This is a genomic window from Pseudomonas sp. MEJ108 (assembly GCF_030208985.1).
Classification (GTDB): domain Bacteria; phylum Pseudomonadota; class Gammaproteobacteria; order Pseudomonadales; family Pseudomonadaceae; genus Aquipseudomonas; species Aquipseudomonas fragariae.
This window is the reverse complement of the sequence record NZ_JARVSW010000048.1, coordinates 64,713-79,830: the sequence shown is the minus strand read 5'-3', so window position 1 is coordinate 79,830 and position 15,118 is coordinate 64,713. Positions and strand designations below refer to the sequence as shown.

The window sequence follows — 15,118 nt, the reverse complement described above, 5'->3', positions numbered from 1 at the left end:
CGGAGGCTCCGATGCTCGATGACCCGATAGCCCTGACCCGAGCCCTGCTGGCGTTCCAGACCCTCAACCCGCCGGGCGATGAAGAAGCGTGTGCGGCTTTTCTTGCCGAGCAGCTGACCCGCCACGGATTTGTCTGCGAGCTGCAGCGTTTCGGTGAGCGCCGTTTCAATCTGGTCGCCTGGCTTGAGGGCGACGGCCCCGGCAAACCGCTGGGGTTCACCGGCCACCTGGATACCGTGCCGCTCGGCAATGCCACCTGGAGTCACTCGCCGTTTGCCGGTGAGATCGTTGATGGCCGGCTGTACGGGCGAGGGTCCAGCGACATGAAAGCGGGCATTGCCGCCTTCATCGTGGCCTGCCAGCGCAGCCGTGATTCCATTCGGCGCGGGCCCGGCGTTCGGCTGATACTCACCGGCGGAGAGGAAACCGGCTGTGACGGCGCCAAGGCCCTGTGCAGTGACGCGCCCCATTTGCTGGGCGAACTGGGCGCACTGCTGATCGGAGAGCCGACGGCCAACTACCCGATACTCGGACACAAAGGCGCGCTATGGCTGCGCTGCGCCAGCCATGGCCTGACGGCCCACGGCGCCATGCCGGAAGAAGGCGTGAACGCTATCTATCTGGCCGCCGAACACATTGGCCGCGCGCAGACCTTTGAAGTAGGCCCTGCGCATCCGCTCATGCGCAAGCCGACGCTGAACGTCGGCACTATCAGCGGCGGCCTGAACATCAACTCGGTACCGGACTACGCAGCGTTCACCCTGGACCTGCGCACTGCACCGAATCTGGACCACGACGAGATTCGCGGACGACTGGCGGCCCATCTGGGCAGCGGCGCGGAACTGAGCACCCTGATTGATCTGCCTGGTATTTGTGCCAGCCCCGACGAGCCGTGGGTGCAACAGGTTTTTGCACGCTGTCAGGCCTTGCATGACGCCCCCCTGGAGGAAAAGGCGGTGCCCTACTTTACCGATGCTGCCGTGCTGCTCCCCGCCATCGGCTATCCGCCCACCCTTATTCTCGGCCCGGGAGAGCCCGGCATGGCGCACAAGGTCGATGAGTATTGTGAAGTCGACAAACTTCAGCAATGCGTCGAACTGTATGCCGGATTGATCGAAGACTGGACAGTCATGCACGCGCCGATGAACGACTGACGCAAGATACTCTCACCAGCCCTTCATAGCCCTCCTCGTCGGCACTCGTTTGGCTCACATTCAAACCGGCTGCGCAAGGCAGCCACTCACCTGGAACGTGCATAGCCATGACAAGGATGTAAACCGTTCTGGACAGCGGACGGGTTGAACGCGTAATAAGGTGCCTACAAAATTTCCCTAATGGACAGCACGTTAATGGCACTACGCGGTGATGAAGCGGACGACCATGAGTTCCGCAGCCGGTCATATCCCGTCCAGGAAGATATGGCGCAGCAGCGTCGAGTCTGGCGCTTTGAGCGCATCGGCTGGGCAGGCCTGATTGTACTGATAGTGCTGACCCTTGCCGGTTTGTTTTCCAAAGGGCCGTTGAGCCAGGTCGAGCCTCAAACGGCAGATGGCAAACTGCAGGTGAGCTACGAGCGTTTCAGCCGCAACGGCAGTCAGGACGATATGATTGTCACGTCCAGAGGCGCCCCCTCCGAAATGCGTTATCTGGTCGTCGGCAGTGGACTGCTCGAAGGCGTATCGATCGAGAACCTCAACCCCCAGCCCGCGCCCCTTCACAGCGAAGGCCGTGATCTGGTCATTCCGATGCAGGCTGACAAGGACGGTTTAGCCACTTTGTACCTGACTGTTCGCAGTAACGGGGTGGGACTGTACCGAGGGCAAATGCATATGCTGGGTGGCGAAACGCTGCCGATGCCCAGGTTTATCTACCCGTAGAGAGAAAGCGATTTATGGATGCAGTGCTCAGAGCAGCAGCGATTTATTTTGTCTTGATGGTCTTGTTTCGTGTTGCCGGACGCCGCTCCCTTACCGACCTCACCACCTTCGATTTCGTCTTGTTGCTGATCATTGGCGAGGCCACTCAGCAAGCGCTGCTGGGCGATGATTTTTCGGTGACCAACGCGATACTGATCATCTCCACCCTTATCGCCATAGACGTCGGCTTTTCCCTGGCCAAACGCCGATCGAAGCGGCTGGCCAAATTTCTGGATGGCGGCCCCACGGTTATCGTCGAAGACGGCAAGCCACTGACCAAACGAATGAGAGAGGCGCGCATCAGTGAATCCGATGTGATGGAGGCCGCACGAACCACGCAAGGGATCGTGGAGATGAAGGACATCAGGTACGCGATCATTGAAAGGAACGGCGAGATATCGGTCATACCGTTCAAGTGAGGAATCAGCGCTAAAACTTACCTGCGCAGAGTTTCATGGCGACATCCTGAACATCTTTACCGATCACATCGGGCTGGGTGCCTGAAGTGATGGCATCGAATGCGCCACCTGGCGGTGCTGACATCAGCCAGCACCGCCAAAGGTCACGATCAGATCACTGGCTTACGCCTGCTCTTCCTGCTCGTCATCATCATGCTTGAGTGCCGGCTTCATACCTGGCTGAGGCGCGTGCTCGGCATTCGGCGCGATTTCTTCGCCGTGGTTCTTTTTCTCTTGCTGGACTTTTTTGTCGTGGGCGACGTTACGTGGATCGGTCATGGGAATTCCTTGATTGGCAGAGGATTCGAACACCCATCGACGTGATGCATGGGTTTGAGCGCCGGGGCAAGATTTGGAGTCAGGCCGTTGCAAGGCGTTCAGTGCATTTGAACCGGCACCTGCCGGGAGGGGCGAGTTGCGGGTTCCGGCCCGAGTTGAGGCGACGGCGTCATGACTCGGCGGACGACAGCCTGAACGCCGGCGACTGAACCAGCTCCATGACCACTTCGCGCAATGACTGCGCACACGGAGACAACTCGCGATACGCCAGCGCCAGCACATAGGCAACAGGTGTGCCTGGCCCAGTTATCTCCCGACACGCCAGCCGTCCAGGCTGACGTCGGGCATAACGCTGCGGCATGAGCGCCACGCCCATTCCACCAGCCACCAGCGCAGCCGTGGTCTGCATCTGGCGAGGCTGTTGCACGACCCGAGGGGTAAAGCCTGCACTGGCGCAGGCCAGCAGAATATGCGAGTGCATGCCCGGGCCATGATGCGGGGCGAACAGAATCCACGGTTGGTCTGCCAACGCCGCAAGACCGATGGATGTCTGCTCGGCCAAGGGATGATCCTGCGGCAGCACCGCAACCATGCGGTCCTCGAACAACGGCTCGATCTGGATGTTGCCGGGGTCTATGACCGGCAACACCAGAATGCCGACGTCCAGCCGGTCATTGCGCAGGCCTTCAAGCTGCTCGGGTGGGGTGGCCTCCTGCAGTTGAATATCGACGTTCGGGTTCGCTGCCTGATAGCGACGCAGTAGCGCCGGCAGTAAACCATCGACCACGCTGTCGACAAAGCCCAGGCGAATCGTACCGAGCATGCCTGCCGCTGAGCGACGTGCCATTTCGCAGGCCCGTTCGGCCTGCAATAACGTCTGCCGAGCCTCGGCCAGAAACACGACGCCCGCAGCGGTCAATTGCGTGGAGCGCGTACTGCGCTGCAACAACTGCACGCCCAGACATTCTTCCAGACGACGAATCGCAACGCTCAGGGGCGGCTGTGACATGTTCAAGCGTTGCGCGGCCTTGCGAAAATTCAGGGTTTCAGCGACCACCACGTACTGACGCATCAATTTCAAATCAATCATCTGATATTTTTTTAGTATCAATGAGCTATCAAATTAGTATGTTACAAATAAATGAGCGTTGCACATACTTCATGGTTCAACGGCTAGGGCGAGATCGCTCACAGCCTGGTCTATGAAGAAGGGGCGCTGATTTGAACACGCGAGCGTATGGTGTCGCCGCACTGGCCGGCTTTGTTGGAGGCAATGTTTCCAGTTTCATCAAATGGGGTACAGAGATCCCCTTCCCGCCTCGCACGCCGGACCGCCCGGTCCCGCCTGTGGAGATGCTTGATTCGCTGGGCATCAACGCTCAGCAACTGACGTATGTGTATTCAGAGCATGTGGTGAATTACGGCAGTGCCCTGGTCCACCATGGCTTTTCCATCTTCTTCGCCATGTTCTATTGCCTGCTTGTACTCCGGTATCCGCGCGCCGCCCTGTGGCAGGGTCTGGGTTTCGGCCTGTTAGTGACCCTGGGTTTTCACGGCGTCATCCTGCCGGCGTTCCATTGGGCACCGCCGCTGTGGGAGTTGCCTGCCTCGGAGTTGTTATCGGAAACGTTCGGGCACTTGCTGTGGATGTGGGTGATCGAAGTCATACGGCGGGATTTGCAACAGCGCTGGCTGCCTCACAGCCAATCGGTCTGAGTAGCGCGCTGCCTTGCGACCGGCACCTGGAATTTCCCTGTAAACGGAGTGACCCGATGAAATCTCTATACACCCTGGCTCTGGCCTGCGCCGCCTGCGCGGGCATGGCGAGTGCCAATGCCGACGTGCAATCGGTGCCGAAAGAGTCTACGCAAATGACTCACAGCAACGGTCAACTGCAACCGCCTGTTTCATATGCCACGCTGTGGGCTGACGAAAAAGGTGCCACGCATGTGGGCCACTGCCGCCTGGAAGGCCTGGAGTTCAAAAGCTATGCCCCGCCAGCCGCGCCGCAATGGGTCGGCGTCTCCCCTGACGATATTGAAAGCATCGCCTACGCGGTGCTGCCAGTGGGATACGTCGGCAACTGGCACCACGCGCCGGGGCCACAATGGGTGATCACCCTGCAGGGGCAATGGTCGGTGGAAACCACCGATGGCAGTGTGCTGGTGCAAGGACCGGGAGAGATGCAGTTCAATGCCGATACCCGGTCCCGGCCGCGTCCGGATGACGAGCGTGTAGGCCACCTGACACGCACCGTGGGTGATCAACCCAATGTTCAACTGATCATCAAACTTAAACCAGGTGCGGCTGACAAACGTACCAATGGCAGTTGTGCCTACTGATCGCATACGGACCTGAACACATGAAACCGACCCGTAAAAAACACTTTCTGCGCCCCTCCTCATGGTTATTGGGCGGTGCGCTCCTGGCTGCAGGTTCCGCAGGCGCAACCGACGCCGTCGCCCCTGTCCGGCAAGTCGTTATCGATCCGGCCTTCAGTCAACTGGTTGCCCCCCAGGCCCACGTCGAGCTGCTCACCGATCAGGCGAAGTGGGCAGAGGGCCCGCTGTGCCTGGCCGATGGCCGTTTGATCTGGAGTGACATCAAGGCCAACAAGGTCAGCAGCTGGCAGGCAAAGGGTGGCGTGTCCACCTGGCTGGAAAAGGCCGACTTTCAAAACGGGCATACGCTCGACGGCCAGGGCCGTGTGGTGGCGGCCTCGCATGGCAAGCGTGGCATCGTGCGGCAGGAGTCCAATGGTGAGTGGCGTACAGTGGTCGACACCTACCAGGGCAAACGGCTGAACAGCCCGAACGATGTCGTGGCAGATAAAAGCGGCGCTCTCTGGTTTTCCGATCCCACTTTCGGTGTGCTGAGCAAAAGCGAAGGCTATGGCGGCAAGCCGGAGCAAGGCGGTGAGTTCATCTATCGTTACGTACCCGACACCGGGCAGATCACCCGTCTCGACACACCCGAAGTCCACGCGCCCAATGGCCTGGCCTTCTCGCCGGATCAACAGCTGCTTTATGTGGCCGACTCACAAATGGCCCACGACTTCACCAACAAGAAGCTGGCACATCGCATCATGGTCTATCAGGTGCGCGACGGTCGCTTGATCAACGGCAAAGTGTTCGCTGACATCGAGCCCGGCATCCCGGACGGGATCAAAGTCGACGCGCTTGGCAACCTGTGGAGCAGCAGCAAGGAAGGTATTCAGGTGTTTTCCGCAGCAGGCAAGCCACTGGGCAAACTGCTGGTCGCGGCGGCCGATACCAGCAACCTGACATTCTGCTCCAGCGAGCAGGCAAGCTGGGCGTACATTACCGCTGCCAACAAGGTGCTCAGGGTGCAGGTGATGAAGGGCGTAGCTGGTCAGTAGGACGGACTGTCCCGATGCTCATCGGGTAGCAGTAAACCGATTCAAAGCCCGGCACACGGCGCCGGGCTTTGAATACGATGCCTAGGCTCTGTACGAAAAGTCGGCGAGCGAAGGTCAGGCGAGGCAAAAACAGGCGAGGAAGCGGAGTCTACGTGTTGTAAATGAGCATTCCGATTGGACTCGCATCCGAGCCTGTTTTTAACGAAGCATCACCGAGCGCAGCCACTTTTCGTACAGAGTCTAGAACCAGGTCTCCATCTGGATACCGAACTGCCAAACACCACCGGAATTGAAGTCGCTTTTGCCGAAGTTGCCGGTCGTGCTGTAGCGGTCCAGGTCCGAAGACCAGTTCATGAGGCTTGCAAACACTCGCAGTTCGGGACGCGTGAGCAGGTCACCCATGTCCGGCTTGAAGGTCGGCGCCACCGTAAACTTCCAGAAGTTACCATCGACGGCATTGCGTTGCAGGTAGCCTTTGGGGTCGAGGTCCATGGTTTGCCAACTCAGCTCGTAGGCCATCTCGAAGTTGCTGTTGATCTCGTTGGCCAGGCGCATGTTCAGCGTGAGCCAGCGGTAATCGTCGCCTTTGACATAGCGGTCTTTGCTCTGCTCGGCCAGCAGGCTCGGGCCGATGCGCCATCCCGGCGCGATAGGCGTCTCGCCATACATGGCCAGACGCACCGCGCGGGCGTCGTCGAGCAGTTCGCCATCCGCGCCGATGTCCTTGACCTGTGCACCCAGGCCCTGCCCATAGAGCAACGCCGTCTTGAAGAAGCCTTCGCGGCCGAAAAAGTCCTTCTGGTGATTGGCCAACATGGTGTGCAGGCCTGAGTCTGCGGGCGCAAAACCGGCTTGATTGGTGCGCGTACCGACGTCGTTTTTCTTTGCGCCAATGGCGTTGAACATCCACTGCCACTGACCATTGTCGAAGAATTGGTTGGAGGTCAGGATGTAGCTTTCCACATCGGCATCGACGCCGCCCTCACTGAAATCTCCGTAGTTACGTCCGATCAGGGAGTAGTTCGAGCGCCAGTCCCTGGTCATCTGCACATCGTAAATACCGCCACCGGTCCCGGCCAGAAAGACCACGTCCGAGTCCAGCCAGTGGATATCGAAATTATCCCTGTCGAAGCGCTTACCGGCCCACAGGGTGGAGTTCTCGAACACTGAATTACCCTTGAAGGCGGCGATGTGGTCGAGTTCGGTAAATACCTGACGCACGTTCAGGCTGCTTTCGGTGGGTGTCCAGTCGTTATAGCTTTCAACGCCATCGGCGATGGAGACCGTGAACTTGGAGCGCGTGCCGTTCTGCGCGTAGATCTCTTTCGACAGATCGAAGCGCATGTAGGTGTCGTCTTCGTTACCCAGGCGCCCGACCGCCCCACCGACTGAACCCGCGGGGGTTGTATAAGGCCCGCCGCGACCGCCGCCCAATCCGTCGTTGATCAACAGGCCGGAGCGAGCATAGCCCTTGAAGCTGAACCCGTCGGTGAGGTGTCCGACACCGCCTGGCTTCTCCATGCTTTGCTGGCGGGCTTCGAGTTTTGCTACGCGATCATCCAGAGCGGGCTGTGGACTGGCTGCCACAGTCGGCGCGGAAGTGGGCGCGGCAGGCTGCGCAGCGGGGGTGGCGAGTTTGAGTTGCTGCAGTTCCCTGGCGAGCGCCTGGGTTTGCTGTTCGGCTGCGGCTGCACGTTTTTCCGCAGCGCTGGCACGGGCTTCAAAAGCGGCCATCCGTTCTTCCAGCGTCGCGGCCTGAGAGACGGTTGTCGAGGTGCCGAGTACCCCTGCGAGTAGCCATCTTGATGCGTTCTGCATGTGGACTTCCTGTTTTGTTTTTATTGTTTTCGTGACGTTGGCCGGGCCTTTTTCCCTCAACACAAAATTGTGCAAATCGAAGAAAAAAGGGTGCCACATCGAAAATACGCTGCTACATTGACGATGTTAACGTTAACTTTTATAAAAACAAAAATAAAGAGGGCTCTATGAAACAGCTGAAATCTCTTCTTCCCGCCGCGCTGCTCACCCTGTCTGCAGGGTTTCCTGCGCTGTCGAACGCAGCCGATCTGACGATCTCGTGCGGGGCCGTCGGTGCTGAATTGCAACTGTGCAAGGAAGCAGTCGATAGCTGGTCAAAACAGACCGGCAACAACGTTCAGGTGGTTTCCACGCCTAACTCTGCGACCGAGCGCCTGTCGTTCTACCAGCAGATCCTCAGTGCCCAGTCCACCGACATCGATATCATTCAAATCGACATGGTGTGGCCGGGGATGCTCGCCAAACACCTGACGGACCTGCGCGAACTGCTTCCGGCAAATGCAACACAAGGCTATTTCCAGGCCCAGGTGGACAACGCCACCGTCGACGGCCGGCTGGTGTCGATGCCCTGGTTTACCGACTCGGGGCTGCTGTACTACCGCAAGGATCTGCTCGACAAGTACCAACAGCCGGTCCCCCAGACCTGGGAGGACATGACCGCTACCGCCAAAAAAGTGCAAAAAGCCGAGCGCGATGCCGGGAACGCCACGATGTGGGGCTATGTGTTCCAGGGGCGCGCTTATGAAGGCCTGACATGCAACGCCCTGGAATGGATCAGCAGCCAGCCGGACGGCGGACTGGTCAACCCGCGCGGAGACATCGTGGTCAACAGCCAGGCCTCACGAGTCGCGCTGACCCTGGCCAAAAGCTGGGTCGGCGACATCTCCCCGCCCGGCGTCCTCAATTACACCGAGGAAGAAGGCCGTGGCGTGTTCCAGTCGGGAAATGCGCTGTTCATGCGCAACTGGCCTTACGTGTGGGCCTTGGTGCAAAGCAAGGACAGCGCGATAAAAGACAAGGTTGGCGTAGCGCCCCTCCCCAGCGGCGGCGCGAACGGCACCCATGCTTCAACGCTCGGAGGCTGGGGGCTGGCGGTTTCGCGCTACAGCCGCAACCCCAAGCTGGCGGCAGAACTGGTTGCCTACCTGACCAGCGCCCAACAGCAAAAACAGCGTGCCCTGGCAGGTGCCTACAACCCGGTCATCGAGTCGCTGTATGCCGACCCCGAGTTGCTCGCGGCGATGCCTTACTACCCCCAGTTGCACAGCATCCTCAGCAATGGGGTCATGCGCCCCGCCGCCATCACGGCCAACGGCTACCCACGCGTCTCCAACGCCTTCTTCGATCGGGTGCATAGCGTGCTGGCGGGCGATATTCCGGTCGATCAGGCACTGGTCGAACTGGAACGCGAACTGACCCGCATCAAACGCCGGAACTGGTAAGCCACACGTAAGGAAATCAACATGCCTGTCTCTTCTACCGACTACCCCGGAGACGACGAACTCGTCACCCGGGAAACGCCTGTACAACGTCGCAGGCTACGCGCCGCCTGGCTGTTTCTGACGCCGATGCTGGTGTGCCTGGTGCTGGTGGCGGCCTGGCCATTGCTGCGCACATTCTGGTTCAGCCTGACCGACGCCGATCTGTCGGATACCGGCAGTGGCTCATTCGTGGGCCTGAGCAATTATCTGCTCTACGACGGCGTCATCTGGTCCGGCGTTCTGGTCGATCCGCAATGGTGGAACGCGGTGCGCAACACCCTGCATTTCACCGTGGTGTCGGTCGGGCTGGAAATGGTCCTGGGACTGATGGTGGCGTTGCTGTTGAACGTCAAGTTCACCGGCCGCGCGCTGGTCCGTGCGTTGATTCTGATCCCTTGGGCGATTCCGACCATCGTCTCGGCGAAGATCTGGTCGTGGATGCTCAATGACCAGTTCGGCATCATCAACCACATGATGCTGAGCCTGGGCCTGATTGACGCGCCACTGGCCTGGACGGCAGATGCGGATCTGTCGATGTGGGCAGTGATCATCGTCGATGTCTGGAAGACCGTGCCCTTTGTCACCCTGCTGATGCTCGCGGCACTGCAGATGCTGCCAAGCGATTGCTACGAAGCCGCCAGGGTCGACGGCATTCATCCGGTGCGGGTGTTCTGGCGTGTCACCTTGCCGTTGCTGATGCCCGCGTTGTTGGTCGCCGCAATCTTTCGCATCCTCGACTCGTTGCGGGTCTTCGACGTCATCTACGTCCTGACCTCCAACTCTTCGAGCACCATGAGCATGTCGGTCTATGCCCGCCAGCACCTGGTGGAGTTCCAGGACGTCGGGTACGGCAGCGCCGCCTCCACCCTGCTGTTTCTGGTCGTGGCCGTGATTGCCATGCTTTATCTGTACCTCGGACGTCGCCAGCTGGAGGTGCGCTCATGAACCTGCGCCCGCTGAAGAAAGCGCTGCTGCGCCTGTCCTTCTGGGGCCTGGTCGGGGTCGTGCTGCTGTACGCGATCTTCCCTTTCTATTACGCCGTCCTGACCTCGCTGAAACCGTCCAGCGCCTTGTTTGAAGTGAGCTACTGGATCACCGAAGCCGACTTCTCCAATTACGCAGCGGTCCTCAGCCAGGCTTCATTCCTGCAGGCCATCGCCAACTCGCTGGTGGTTGCGCTGAGTGTGGTGATGCTGGCGCTGTTCCTCGGCCTGACGGCGTCCTATGCCTTGGGCAGAGTCAAGTTCCGAGGGCGCGGCACGGTACTGATGATGGTGCTCGGGGTCTCCATGTTTCCTCAGGTCGCGGTGCTGTCGGGGCTGTTTGAAGTGATCCGCGCACTGGGTCTGTACAACACCTCATGGGCGCTGATCCTGAGCTACACGATTTTCACCCTGCCCTTCACCGTCTGGGTGCTGACCACGTTCATGGGGCAACTGCCGCATGAACTGGAAGAAGCGGCAATCATGGATGGCGCATCGCCCTGGGTCACGCTGACCCGCGTGCTGTTGCCGCTGCTGTGGCCCGCCCTGGTCACGACCGGCCTGCTGGCATTTATTGCCGCGTGGAACGAGTTCCTGTTTGCCCTGACCTTCACCCTGACAGACGCCCAGCGAACGGTCCCGGTCGCCATCGCCCTGATTTCGGGTGGCAGCTCCCACGAATTGCCCTGGGGCCTGTTGATGGCGGCGTCGGTGCTGGTGACCGTGCCACTGGTGATTCTGGTGCTGATCTTCCAGCGCCGCATCGTTTCCGGCCTCACCGCCGGCGCGTTGAAAGGTTGATGCACACAACTGACAAGGAACAGCATCGTGATGAAATTGAAGCTAGCCAACATCAACAAGCAATTGGGCGGCACGCGTATTCTGCGCGACGTCAGCCTGGAGATCGCTGCCGGTGAGTTCGTTGTGTTCGTCGGCCCGTCGGGCTGCGGAAAGTCGACGCTGCTGCGCTTGATCGCCGGACTGGATTCGATCTGTGCTGGCGACCTGCTGATCGACGGACGACGGGTCAATGACCTGGAACCACGCGAGCGTGGTGTCGGTATGGTCTTTCAGTCCTACGCCCTGTACCCGCACATGAGCGTCTACGACAACATCAGTTTCGGCCTCAAGCTGGCCAAGACGGAAAAAAGCAGCCTGCGCGAACGCGTGCTGAAAACCGCGCAGATCCTGCAACTGGACAAACTGCTGCAGCGCAAGCCCAGGGAACTGTCCGGCGGGCAGCGCCAGCGTGTGGCCATGGGCCGAGCCATGGCGCGGGAACCGGACATCCTGTTGTTCGATGAACCGCTTTCCAACCTGGATGCCTCGTTGCGGGTTCAGATGCGCAACGAAATCGCCCGCCTCCACAAGCGTCTGGGCTCGACGATGATCTACGTCACCCACGATCAGGTAGAGGCGATGACCCTGGCGGACAAGATTGTCGTACTCAACGGCGGTCAGGTCGAACAGGTCGGCTCACCACGCGAACTCTACGAGCGTCCTGCCAGCCTCTTCGTCGCCGGTTTTCTGGGCTCGCCAAGAATGAATTTTCTGCCCGTGAGCTTGCAGGCACCGGGTCGCAGCAGCCTGATCGATATCCCGGCACTGGGCATGAAATCCCTGCCCTTCGACAGCTCGAATCTGACCGAGGATGCGCAACTGGCCTTGGGTGTGCGCCCGGAGCACATCACCCTCAATGCTGCGAACAACGGCGTTGGCGTCACGGTATCCGGTGTCGAATACCTGGGCAGCGAGGTCTATGTGCACCTGGCTACCGGGGCGAGCGAGCCCTTGATTTGTCGCTGCGATGCCAAGGCTGGCTGGCAGGTGGGTGACCAGGTCGCGCTGCAATTCGACGACAGCAACCTGCACCTGTTCGACGCCGATGGCCTGGCCCTGAAGCGCCACACAGACGCCAGTCAACACCTGACACCCGGCACCACACCGCACCTCGTACAAGCAGGCACCCTATGAGTTTTTCCGTGAATGCCATGAGCAACCCGATGTCCCCCGCCCTCGAACGCGCGCACCATGCGCTGGAAGAGGGCCTGTCGCAGCTCATCCACGATTATCGGCCCGGTTACCACCTGGCCCCGCCGGCAGGCTGGATGAATGACCCCAACGGGGTGGTGTTCTTTCGTGGCGAATATCATGTGTTCTATCAACACCACCCGTTCGACGCGAAATGGGGCCCGATGTACTGGGGCCATGCAAAGAGTGCCGATCTGGTCCATTGGCAACACCTGCCCATTGCCCTGGCACCCGGTGATGACTTCGATCGGGACGGTTGTTTTTCCGGCAGTGCAGTGGTGTGTGGCGACACCCTGGCGCTGATCTACACCGGGCACACATGGCTGGGTGACGTGGGCGACGAGCGTTTTATCCGTCAGGTGCAGTGCCTGGCCACCAGCACCGATGGCATCAGTTTCGTCAAACACGGGGCCGTTATCGACACCCCGCCGCAAGACGGGATGATTCATTTCCGTGACCCGAAGGTCTGGCGACAGGACGGCCACTGGTACCTGATTGCCGGCGCACGCCTGGGCGACAAACCGCTGCTGCCGCTCTATCGATCCAAGGACCTGCACGCGTGGGAATTCGTCAGCTATGTGTCCTCAGGCGAGGAAGGCGACGGCTATATGTGGGAATGCCCGGACCTGTTCGGCCTGAATGAACGCGACGTACTGCTTTACTCCCCCCAGGGCATGCCGGCACAGCGCTACGAGCGACTGAACAGGTTCCACACCGGCTATCGAGTGGGCCAGGTCGACAGTCAATGGCAGTTCACCGGCGGGCCTTTTATCGAGCTGGACAGCGGCCACGACTTCTATGCGGCGCAGACGCTGGTGGCGGCAGATGGCAGACGTCTGCTGTGGGCGTGGATCGACATGTGGGAAAGCCCGACACCCACCGAGGCGCATCACTGGCGCGGCATGCTCGGCCTGCCGCGAGAACTTGAAGTGCGCGCCGATCGCCTTTGCGTGCAGCCCGCACGCGAACTGACAGCGCTGCGCAACGCAGCCTTGCCAGGCACTGCCTGGTGGAGCGACGCGGGTAGCCAGTGGCTGACCGACATACACGGCGACATGCTGGAAATCCACGTGCAGCTGGACCTGCTCGACTGCATCGAAGGGCACTTGGGCGTGGCATTGCGTTGCAGTCAGGATGGCCAGGAGCAGACTCTGCTTTGCTACGATGCGTCGCTAAAACGTTTGATCCTCGACCGTACTCAGTCGGGCACCCACGTCAGCGGTCAGCGCAGCGTAGCGATAGATCCACAACAGAATCAGCTTGAACTGCGGATCTTCCTTGATCGCTCGTCCATTGAGGTGTTCGAGCAAAACGGCAGTTTCAGCTTCAGCAGCCGCCTTTATCCACAGACCGACAGCCTGGGGGTCAAGCTTGTTGCCAACGGCACAGGAGGCCGAGTCTGCATTGCCAACGCATGGCAGCTCTCCTCCGGATACCTGTAAGGTAAATCATTGAAGTCGCGAAAAAAATCAGCTCTCTGTAGCATGATAATCATCAGTCAACCCGACAGGCCCCGACCCGCATGACCTCAGTTAAAGACGTTGCAAAACTGGCCGGTGTGTCTCTGATGACGGTGTCTCGGGCGCTCAATGATCCGGGAAAGCTGAGCCCGGAGACTTATCAGCGAGTGCGCAACGCGATCGATGAGCTTCAATTCGTACCCAGCCTGTCGGCTCGCCGGATACGCGGCGACAACCTGCAGACCCGGACCATCGGCGTATTCGCCCTGGACACCGCAACGACGCCTTTTGCGGTCGAGCTGCTGCTGTCCATCGAACAGACCGCGCAGCAGGCAGGCTGGAACGTATTTATCCTCAACCTGCTGAGTAACCCGCCCACCGACCAGAACATTGACCTGATGCTCTCACATCGCCCAGACGGGTTGATCTTCAGCGCCATGGGCTTGCGCAAAGTGAGTATCCCGCAGCGCTTGAAGAGCAAACCGCTGGTGCTCGCCAACTGCGTAGCCGATGACAGCAGCCTTGTCAGTTATGTGCCGGACGACGAAATGGGTCAGTACCGTGCCTTGCACCACGCGTTCAGCAAGGGCTATCGACGCCCGCTGTTCATCAACCTGCCAAAACAGAGCCTGGCCTGGGAAATCCGCCAGGCGGGTATGCAGCGTGCCTGCGAGGCATTCGGTCTGGCTCGCGACGAACTCTTGCAATACAACCTGTCCGAACACGACGCCTATTGGGAAACCGCCGCCATCCTCGCCCGGCATATGCTGGATGGCCGTCCGCAGTTCGACATTCTGATCTGCGGCAATGACCGCATTGCCTTTTGTGCCTACCAGCTGCTGCTGGGCCAGGGCCTGAAAATCCCCGGCGATGTCGCCGTGTTGGGTTATGACAACATGATCGGCATCGCCGAGCTGTTCATCCCTGCGCTGACCACGGTGCAACTGCCGTATTACGAGATCGGTCGCAACGCCGCCCGGCACTTGATCGACAGCGTTGAGGTATCGGGCTCCCAGCCTGTGGACTGCCCGCTGGTGGTCAGAGAATCGTTATGAAGCCTTGCGCGAGATAGCCCACGCATCGAGTCGTCACGCGGGACGAGCCCAATAAAAGCGTCGGCTCTTGAGTTCTGATTTTCAACTTCGAAACGCTGGCCATAGGGATGAGCAAGCTGGTGGCGACGTTGTCGCTTTAAAGGTTGCCTATTGCTTCATGTCGGACCGTTGGGGATGCTATGGATAGTGATTCCACAGCATTCAGAGCAAACAACTGCTTACGTCCGGAATATCCGCAGGCTGCATCAGAGGAGCGCA

Annotated in this window: 15 protein-coding genes; 12 read left to right on the top strand and 3 right to left on the bottom strand. The window is 59.7% G+C overall.

Features of this window, described 5'->3' with window-relative positions:
* The first annotated feature begins 11 nt into the window (after window positions 1-11).
* From QRN50_RS19945 to QRN50_RS19935, 3 genes are all read left to right on the top strand, one after another.
* Window positions 12-1,154, top strand: a complete 1,143-nt coding sequence (locus tag QRN50_RS19945) for a M20 family metallopeptidase (RefSeq protein WP_096127215.1) — start codon at window positions 12-14, stop codon at window positions 1,152-1,154.
* A 195-nt stretch (window positions 1,155-1,349) separates the two neighbouring features.
* Window positions 1,350-1,877 (top strand): hypothetical protein, encoded by a 528-nt coding sequence (locus tag QRN50_RS19940; protein ID WP_057457060.1) that lies wholly within the window; start codon window positions 1,350-1,352, stop codon window positions 1,875-1,877.
* A 14-nt stretch (window positions 1,878-1,891) separates the two neighbouring features.
* The gene (locus tag QRN50_RS19935; protein WP_003317797.1) at window positions 1,892-2,335 is read left to right on the top strand and encodes a DUF421 domain-containing protein; all 444 of its coding nucleotides are present in this window, start codon (window positions 1,892-1,894) and stop codon (window positions 2,333-2,335) included.
* A gap of 162 nt (window positions 2,336-2,497) precedes the next feature.
* Here QRN50_RS19935 and QRN50_RS19930 read toward each other — a convergent pair whose 3' ends face one another.
* Complete coding sequence (locus QRN50_RS19930) at window positions 2,498-2,653, bottom strand: hypothetical protein (RefSeq protein WP_003317799.1); 156 nt, start codon at window positions 2,651-2,653, stop codon at window positions 2,498-2,500.
* 169 nt (window positions 2,654-2,822) lie between these two features.
* Complete coding sequence (locus QRN50_RS19925; protein ID WP_003403345.1) at window positions 2,823-3,743, bottom strand: LysR family transcriptional regulator; 921 nt, start codon at window positions 3,741-3,743, stop codon at window positions 2,823-2,825.
* A gap of 131 nt (window positions 3,744-3,874) precedes the next feature.
* On the opposite strand from QRN50_RS19925, the gene QRN50_RS19920 reads away from it, so the two are divergent.
* From QRN50_RS19920 to QRN50_RS19910, 3 genes are read left to right on the top strand one after another with little or no spacing between them, the layout of a single operon-like run.
* Window positions 3,875-4,369, top strand: a complete 495-nt coding sequence (locus tag QRN50_RS19920) for a YagU family protein (RefSeq protein ID WP_003403346.1) — start codon at window positions 3,875-3,877, stop codon at window positions 4,367-4,369.
* Between the two features lie 56 nt (window positions 4,370-4,425).
* Window positions 4,426-4,995, top strand: coding sequence for a cupin domain-containing protein (locus QRN50_RS19915; protein ID WP_003403348.1), 570 nt, complete (start codon window positions 4,426-4,428; stop codon window positions 4,993-4,995).
* 20 nt (window positions 4,996-5,015) lie between these two features.
* Entirely contained in the window at window positions 5,016-6,032 is a 1,017-nt protein-coding gene (locus tag QRN50_RS19910; protein WP_096127216.1) for an SMP-30/gluconolactonase/LRE family protein, read from the top strand.
* A gap of 240 nt (window positions 6,033-6,272) precedes the next feature.
* Here the strand turns inward: QRN50_RS19910 and QRN50_RS19905 are convergent, their stop codons facing one another.
* The gene (locus QRN50_RS19905) at window positions 6,273-7,850 is read right to left on the bottom strand and encodes a carbohydrate porin (RefSeq protein ID WP_032610889.1); all 1,578 of its coding nucleotides are present in this window, start codon (window positions 7,848-7,850) and stop codon (window positions 6,273-6,275) included.
* Between the two features lie 167 nt (window positions 7,851-8,017).
* Here QRN50_RS19905 and QRN50_RS19900 point away from each other — a divergent pair, with 167 nt between their 5' ends.
* The 6 genes from QRN50_RS19900 to QRN50_RS19875 all read left to right on the top strand — a co-directional run bounded on the left by QRN50_RS19900 (window position 8,018) and on the right by QRN50_RS19875 (window position 14,860).
* Window positions 8,018-9,292, top strand: a complete 1,275-nt coding sequence (locus QRN50_RS19900; protein WP_024641371.1) for an ABC transporter substrate-binding protein — start codon at window positions 8,018-8,020, stop codon at window positions 9,290-9,292.
* A gap of 21 nt (window positions 9,293-9,313) precedes the next feature.
* On the top strand, window positions 9,314-10,276 hold the full coding sequence (locus QRN50_RS19895) for a carbohydrate ABC transporter permease (protein WP_024659753.1): 963 nt from the start codon (window positions 9,314-9,316) through the stop codon (window positions 10,274-10,276).
* Window positions 10,273-11,115, top strand: coding sequence for a carbohydrate ABC transporter permease (locus QRN50_RS19890; protein WP_058398838.1), 843 nt, complete (start codon window positions 10,273-10,275; stop codon window positions 11,113-11,115). The genes QRN50_RS19895 and QRN50_RS19890 overlap by 4 nt, the downstream gene beginning before the upstream one ends.
* 27 nt (window positions 11,116-11,142) lie before the next feature.
* Window positions 11,143-12,288, top strand: coding sequence for an ABC transporter ATP-binding protein (locus QRN50_RS19885; RefSeq protein WP_275086861.1), 1,146 nt, complete (start codon window positions 11,143-11,145; stop codon window positions 12,286-12,288).
* Entirely contained in the window at window positions 12,285-13,787 is a 1,503-nt protein-coding gene (locus QRN50_RS19880; RefSeq protein ID WP_024651682.1) for a glycoside hydrolase family 32 protein, read from the top strand. Before QRN50_RS19885 ends, QRN50_RS19880 begins: the two co-directional genes overlap by 4 nt.
* Before the next feature lie 80 nt (window positions 13,788-13,867).
* The gene (locus QRN50_RS19875; protein ID WP_096127345.1) at window positions 13,868-14,860 is read left to right on the top strand and encodes a LacI family DNA-binding transcriptional regulator; all 993 of its coding nucleotides are present in this window, start codon (window positions 13,868-13,870) and stop codon (window positions 14,858-14,860) included.
* Window positions 14,861-15,118: the final 258 nt, after the last annotated feature.

Coding starts and splice junctions, on each gene's coding strand:
- QRN50_RS19905 (WP_032610889.1), bottom strand. CDS start 7,850: ATGCAGAACGCATCAAGATGGCTACTCGCAGGGGTACTCGGCACCTCG.
- QRN50_RS19935 (WP_003317797.1), top strand. CDS start 1,892: ATGGATGCAGTGCTCAGAGCAGCAGCGATTTATTTTGTCTTGATGGTC.
- QRN50_RS19890 (WP_058398838.1), top strand. CDS start 10,273: ATGAACCTGCGCCCGCTGAAGAAAGCGCTGCTGCGCCTGTCCTTCTGG.
- QRN50_RS19895 (WP_024659753.1), top strand. CDS start 9,314: ATGCCTGTCTCTTCTACCGACTACCCCGGAGACGACGAACTCGTCACC.
- QRN50_RS19940 (WP_057457060.1), top strand. CDS start 1,350: ATGGCACTACGCGGTGATGAAGCGGACGACCATGAGTTCCGCAGCCGG.
- QRN50_RS19930 (WP_003317799.1), bottom strand. CDS start 2,653: ATGACCGATCCACGTAACGTCGCCCACGACAAAAAAGTCCAGCAAGAG.
- QRN50_RS19925 (WP_003403345.1), bottom strand. CDS start 3,743: ATGATTGATTTGAAATTGATGCGTCAGTACGTGGTGGTCGCTGAAACC.
- QRN50_RS19915 (WP_003403348.1), top strand. CDS start 4,426: ATGAAATCTCTATACACCCTGGCTCTGGCCTGCGCCGCCTGCGCGGGC.
- QRN50_RS19910 (WP_096127216.1), top strand. CDS start 5,016: ATGAAACCGACCCGTAAAAAACACTTTCTGCGCCCCTCCTCATGGTTA.
- QRN50_RS19875 (WP_096127345.1), top strand. CDS start 13,868: ATGACCTCAGTTAAAGACGTTGCAAAACTGGCCGGTGTGTCTCTGATG.
- QRN50_RS19945 (WP_096127215.1), top strand. CDS start 12: ATGCTCGATGACCCGATAGCCCTGACCCGAGCCCTGCTGGCGTTCCAG.
- QRN50_RS19900 (WP_024641371.1), top strand. CDS start 8,018: ATGAAACAGCTGAAATCTCTTCTTCCCGCCGCGCTGCTCACCCTGTCT.
- QRN50_RS19880 (WP_024651682.1), top strand. CDS start 12,285: ATGAGTTTTTCCGTGAATGCCATGAGCAACCCGATGTCCCCCGCCCTC.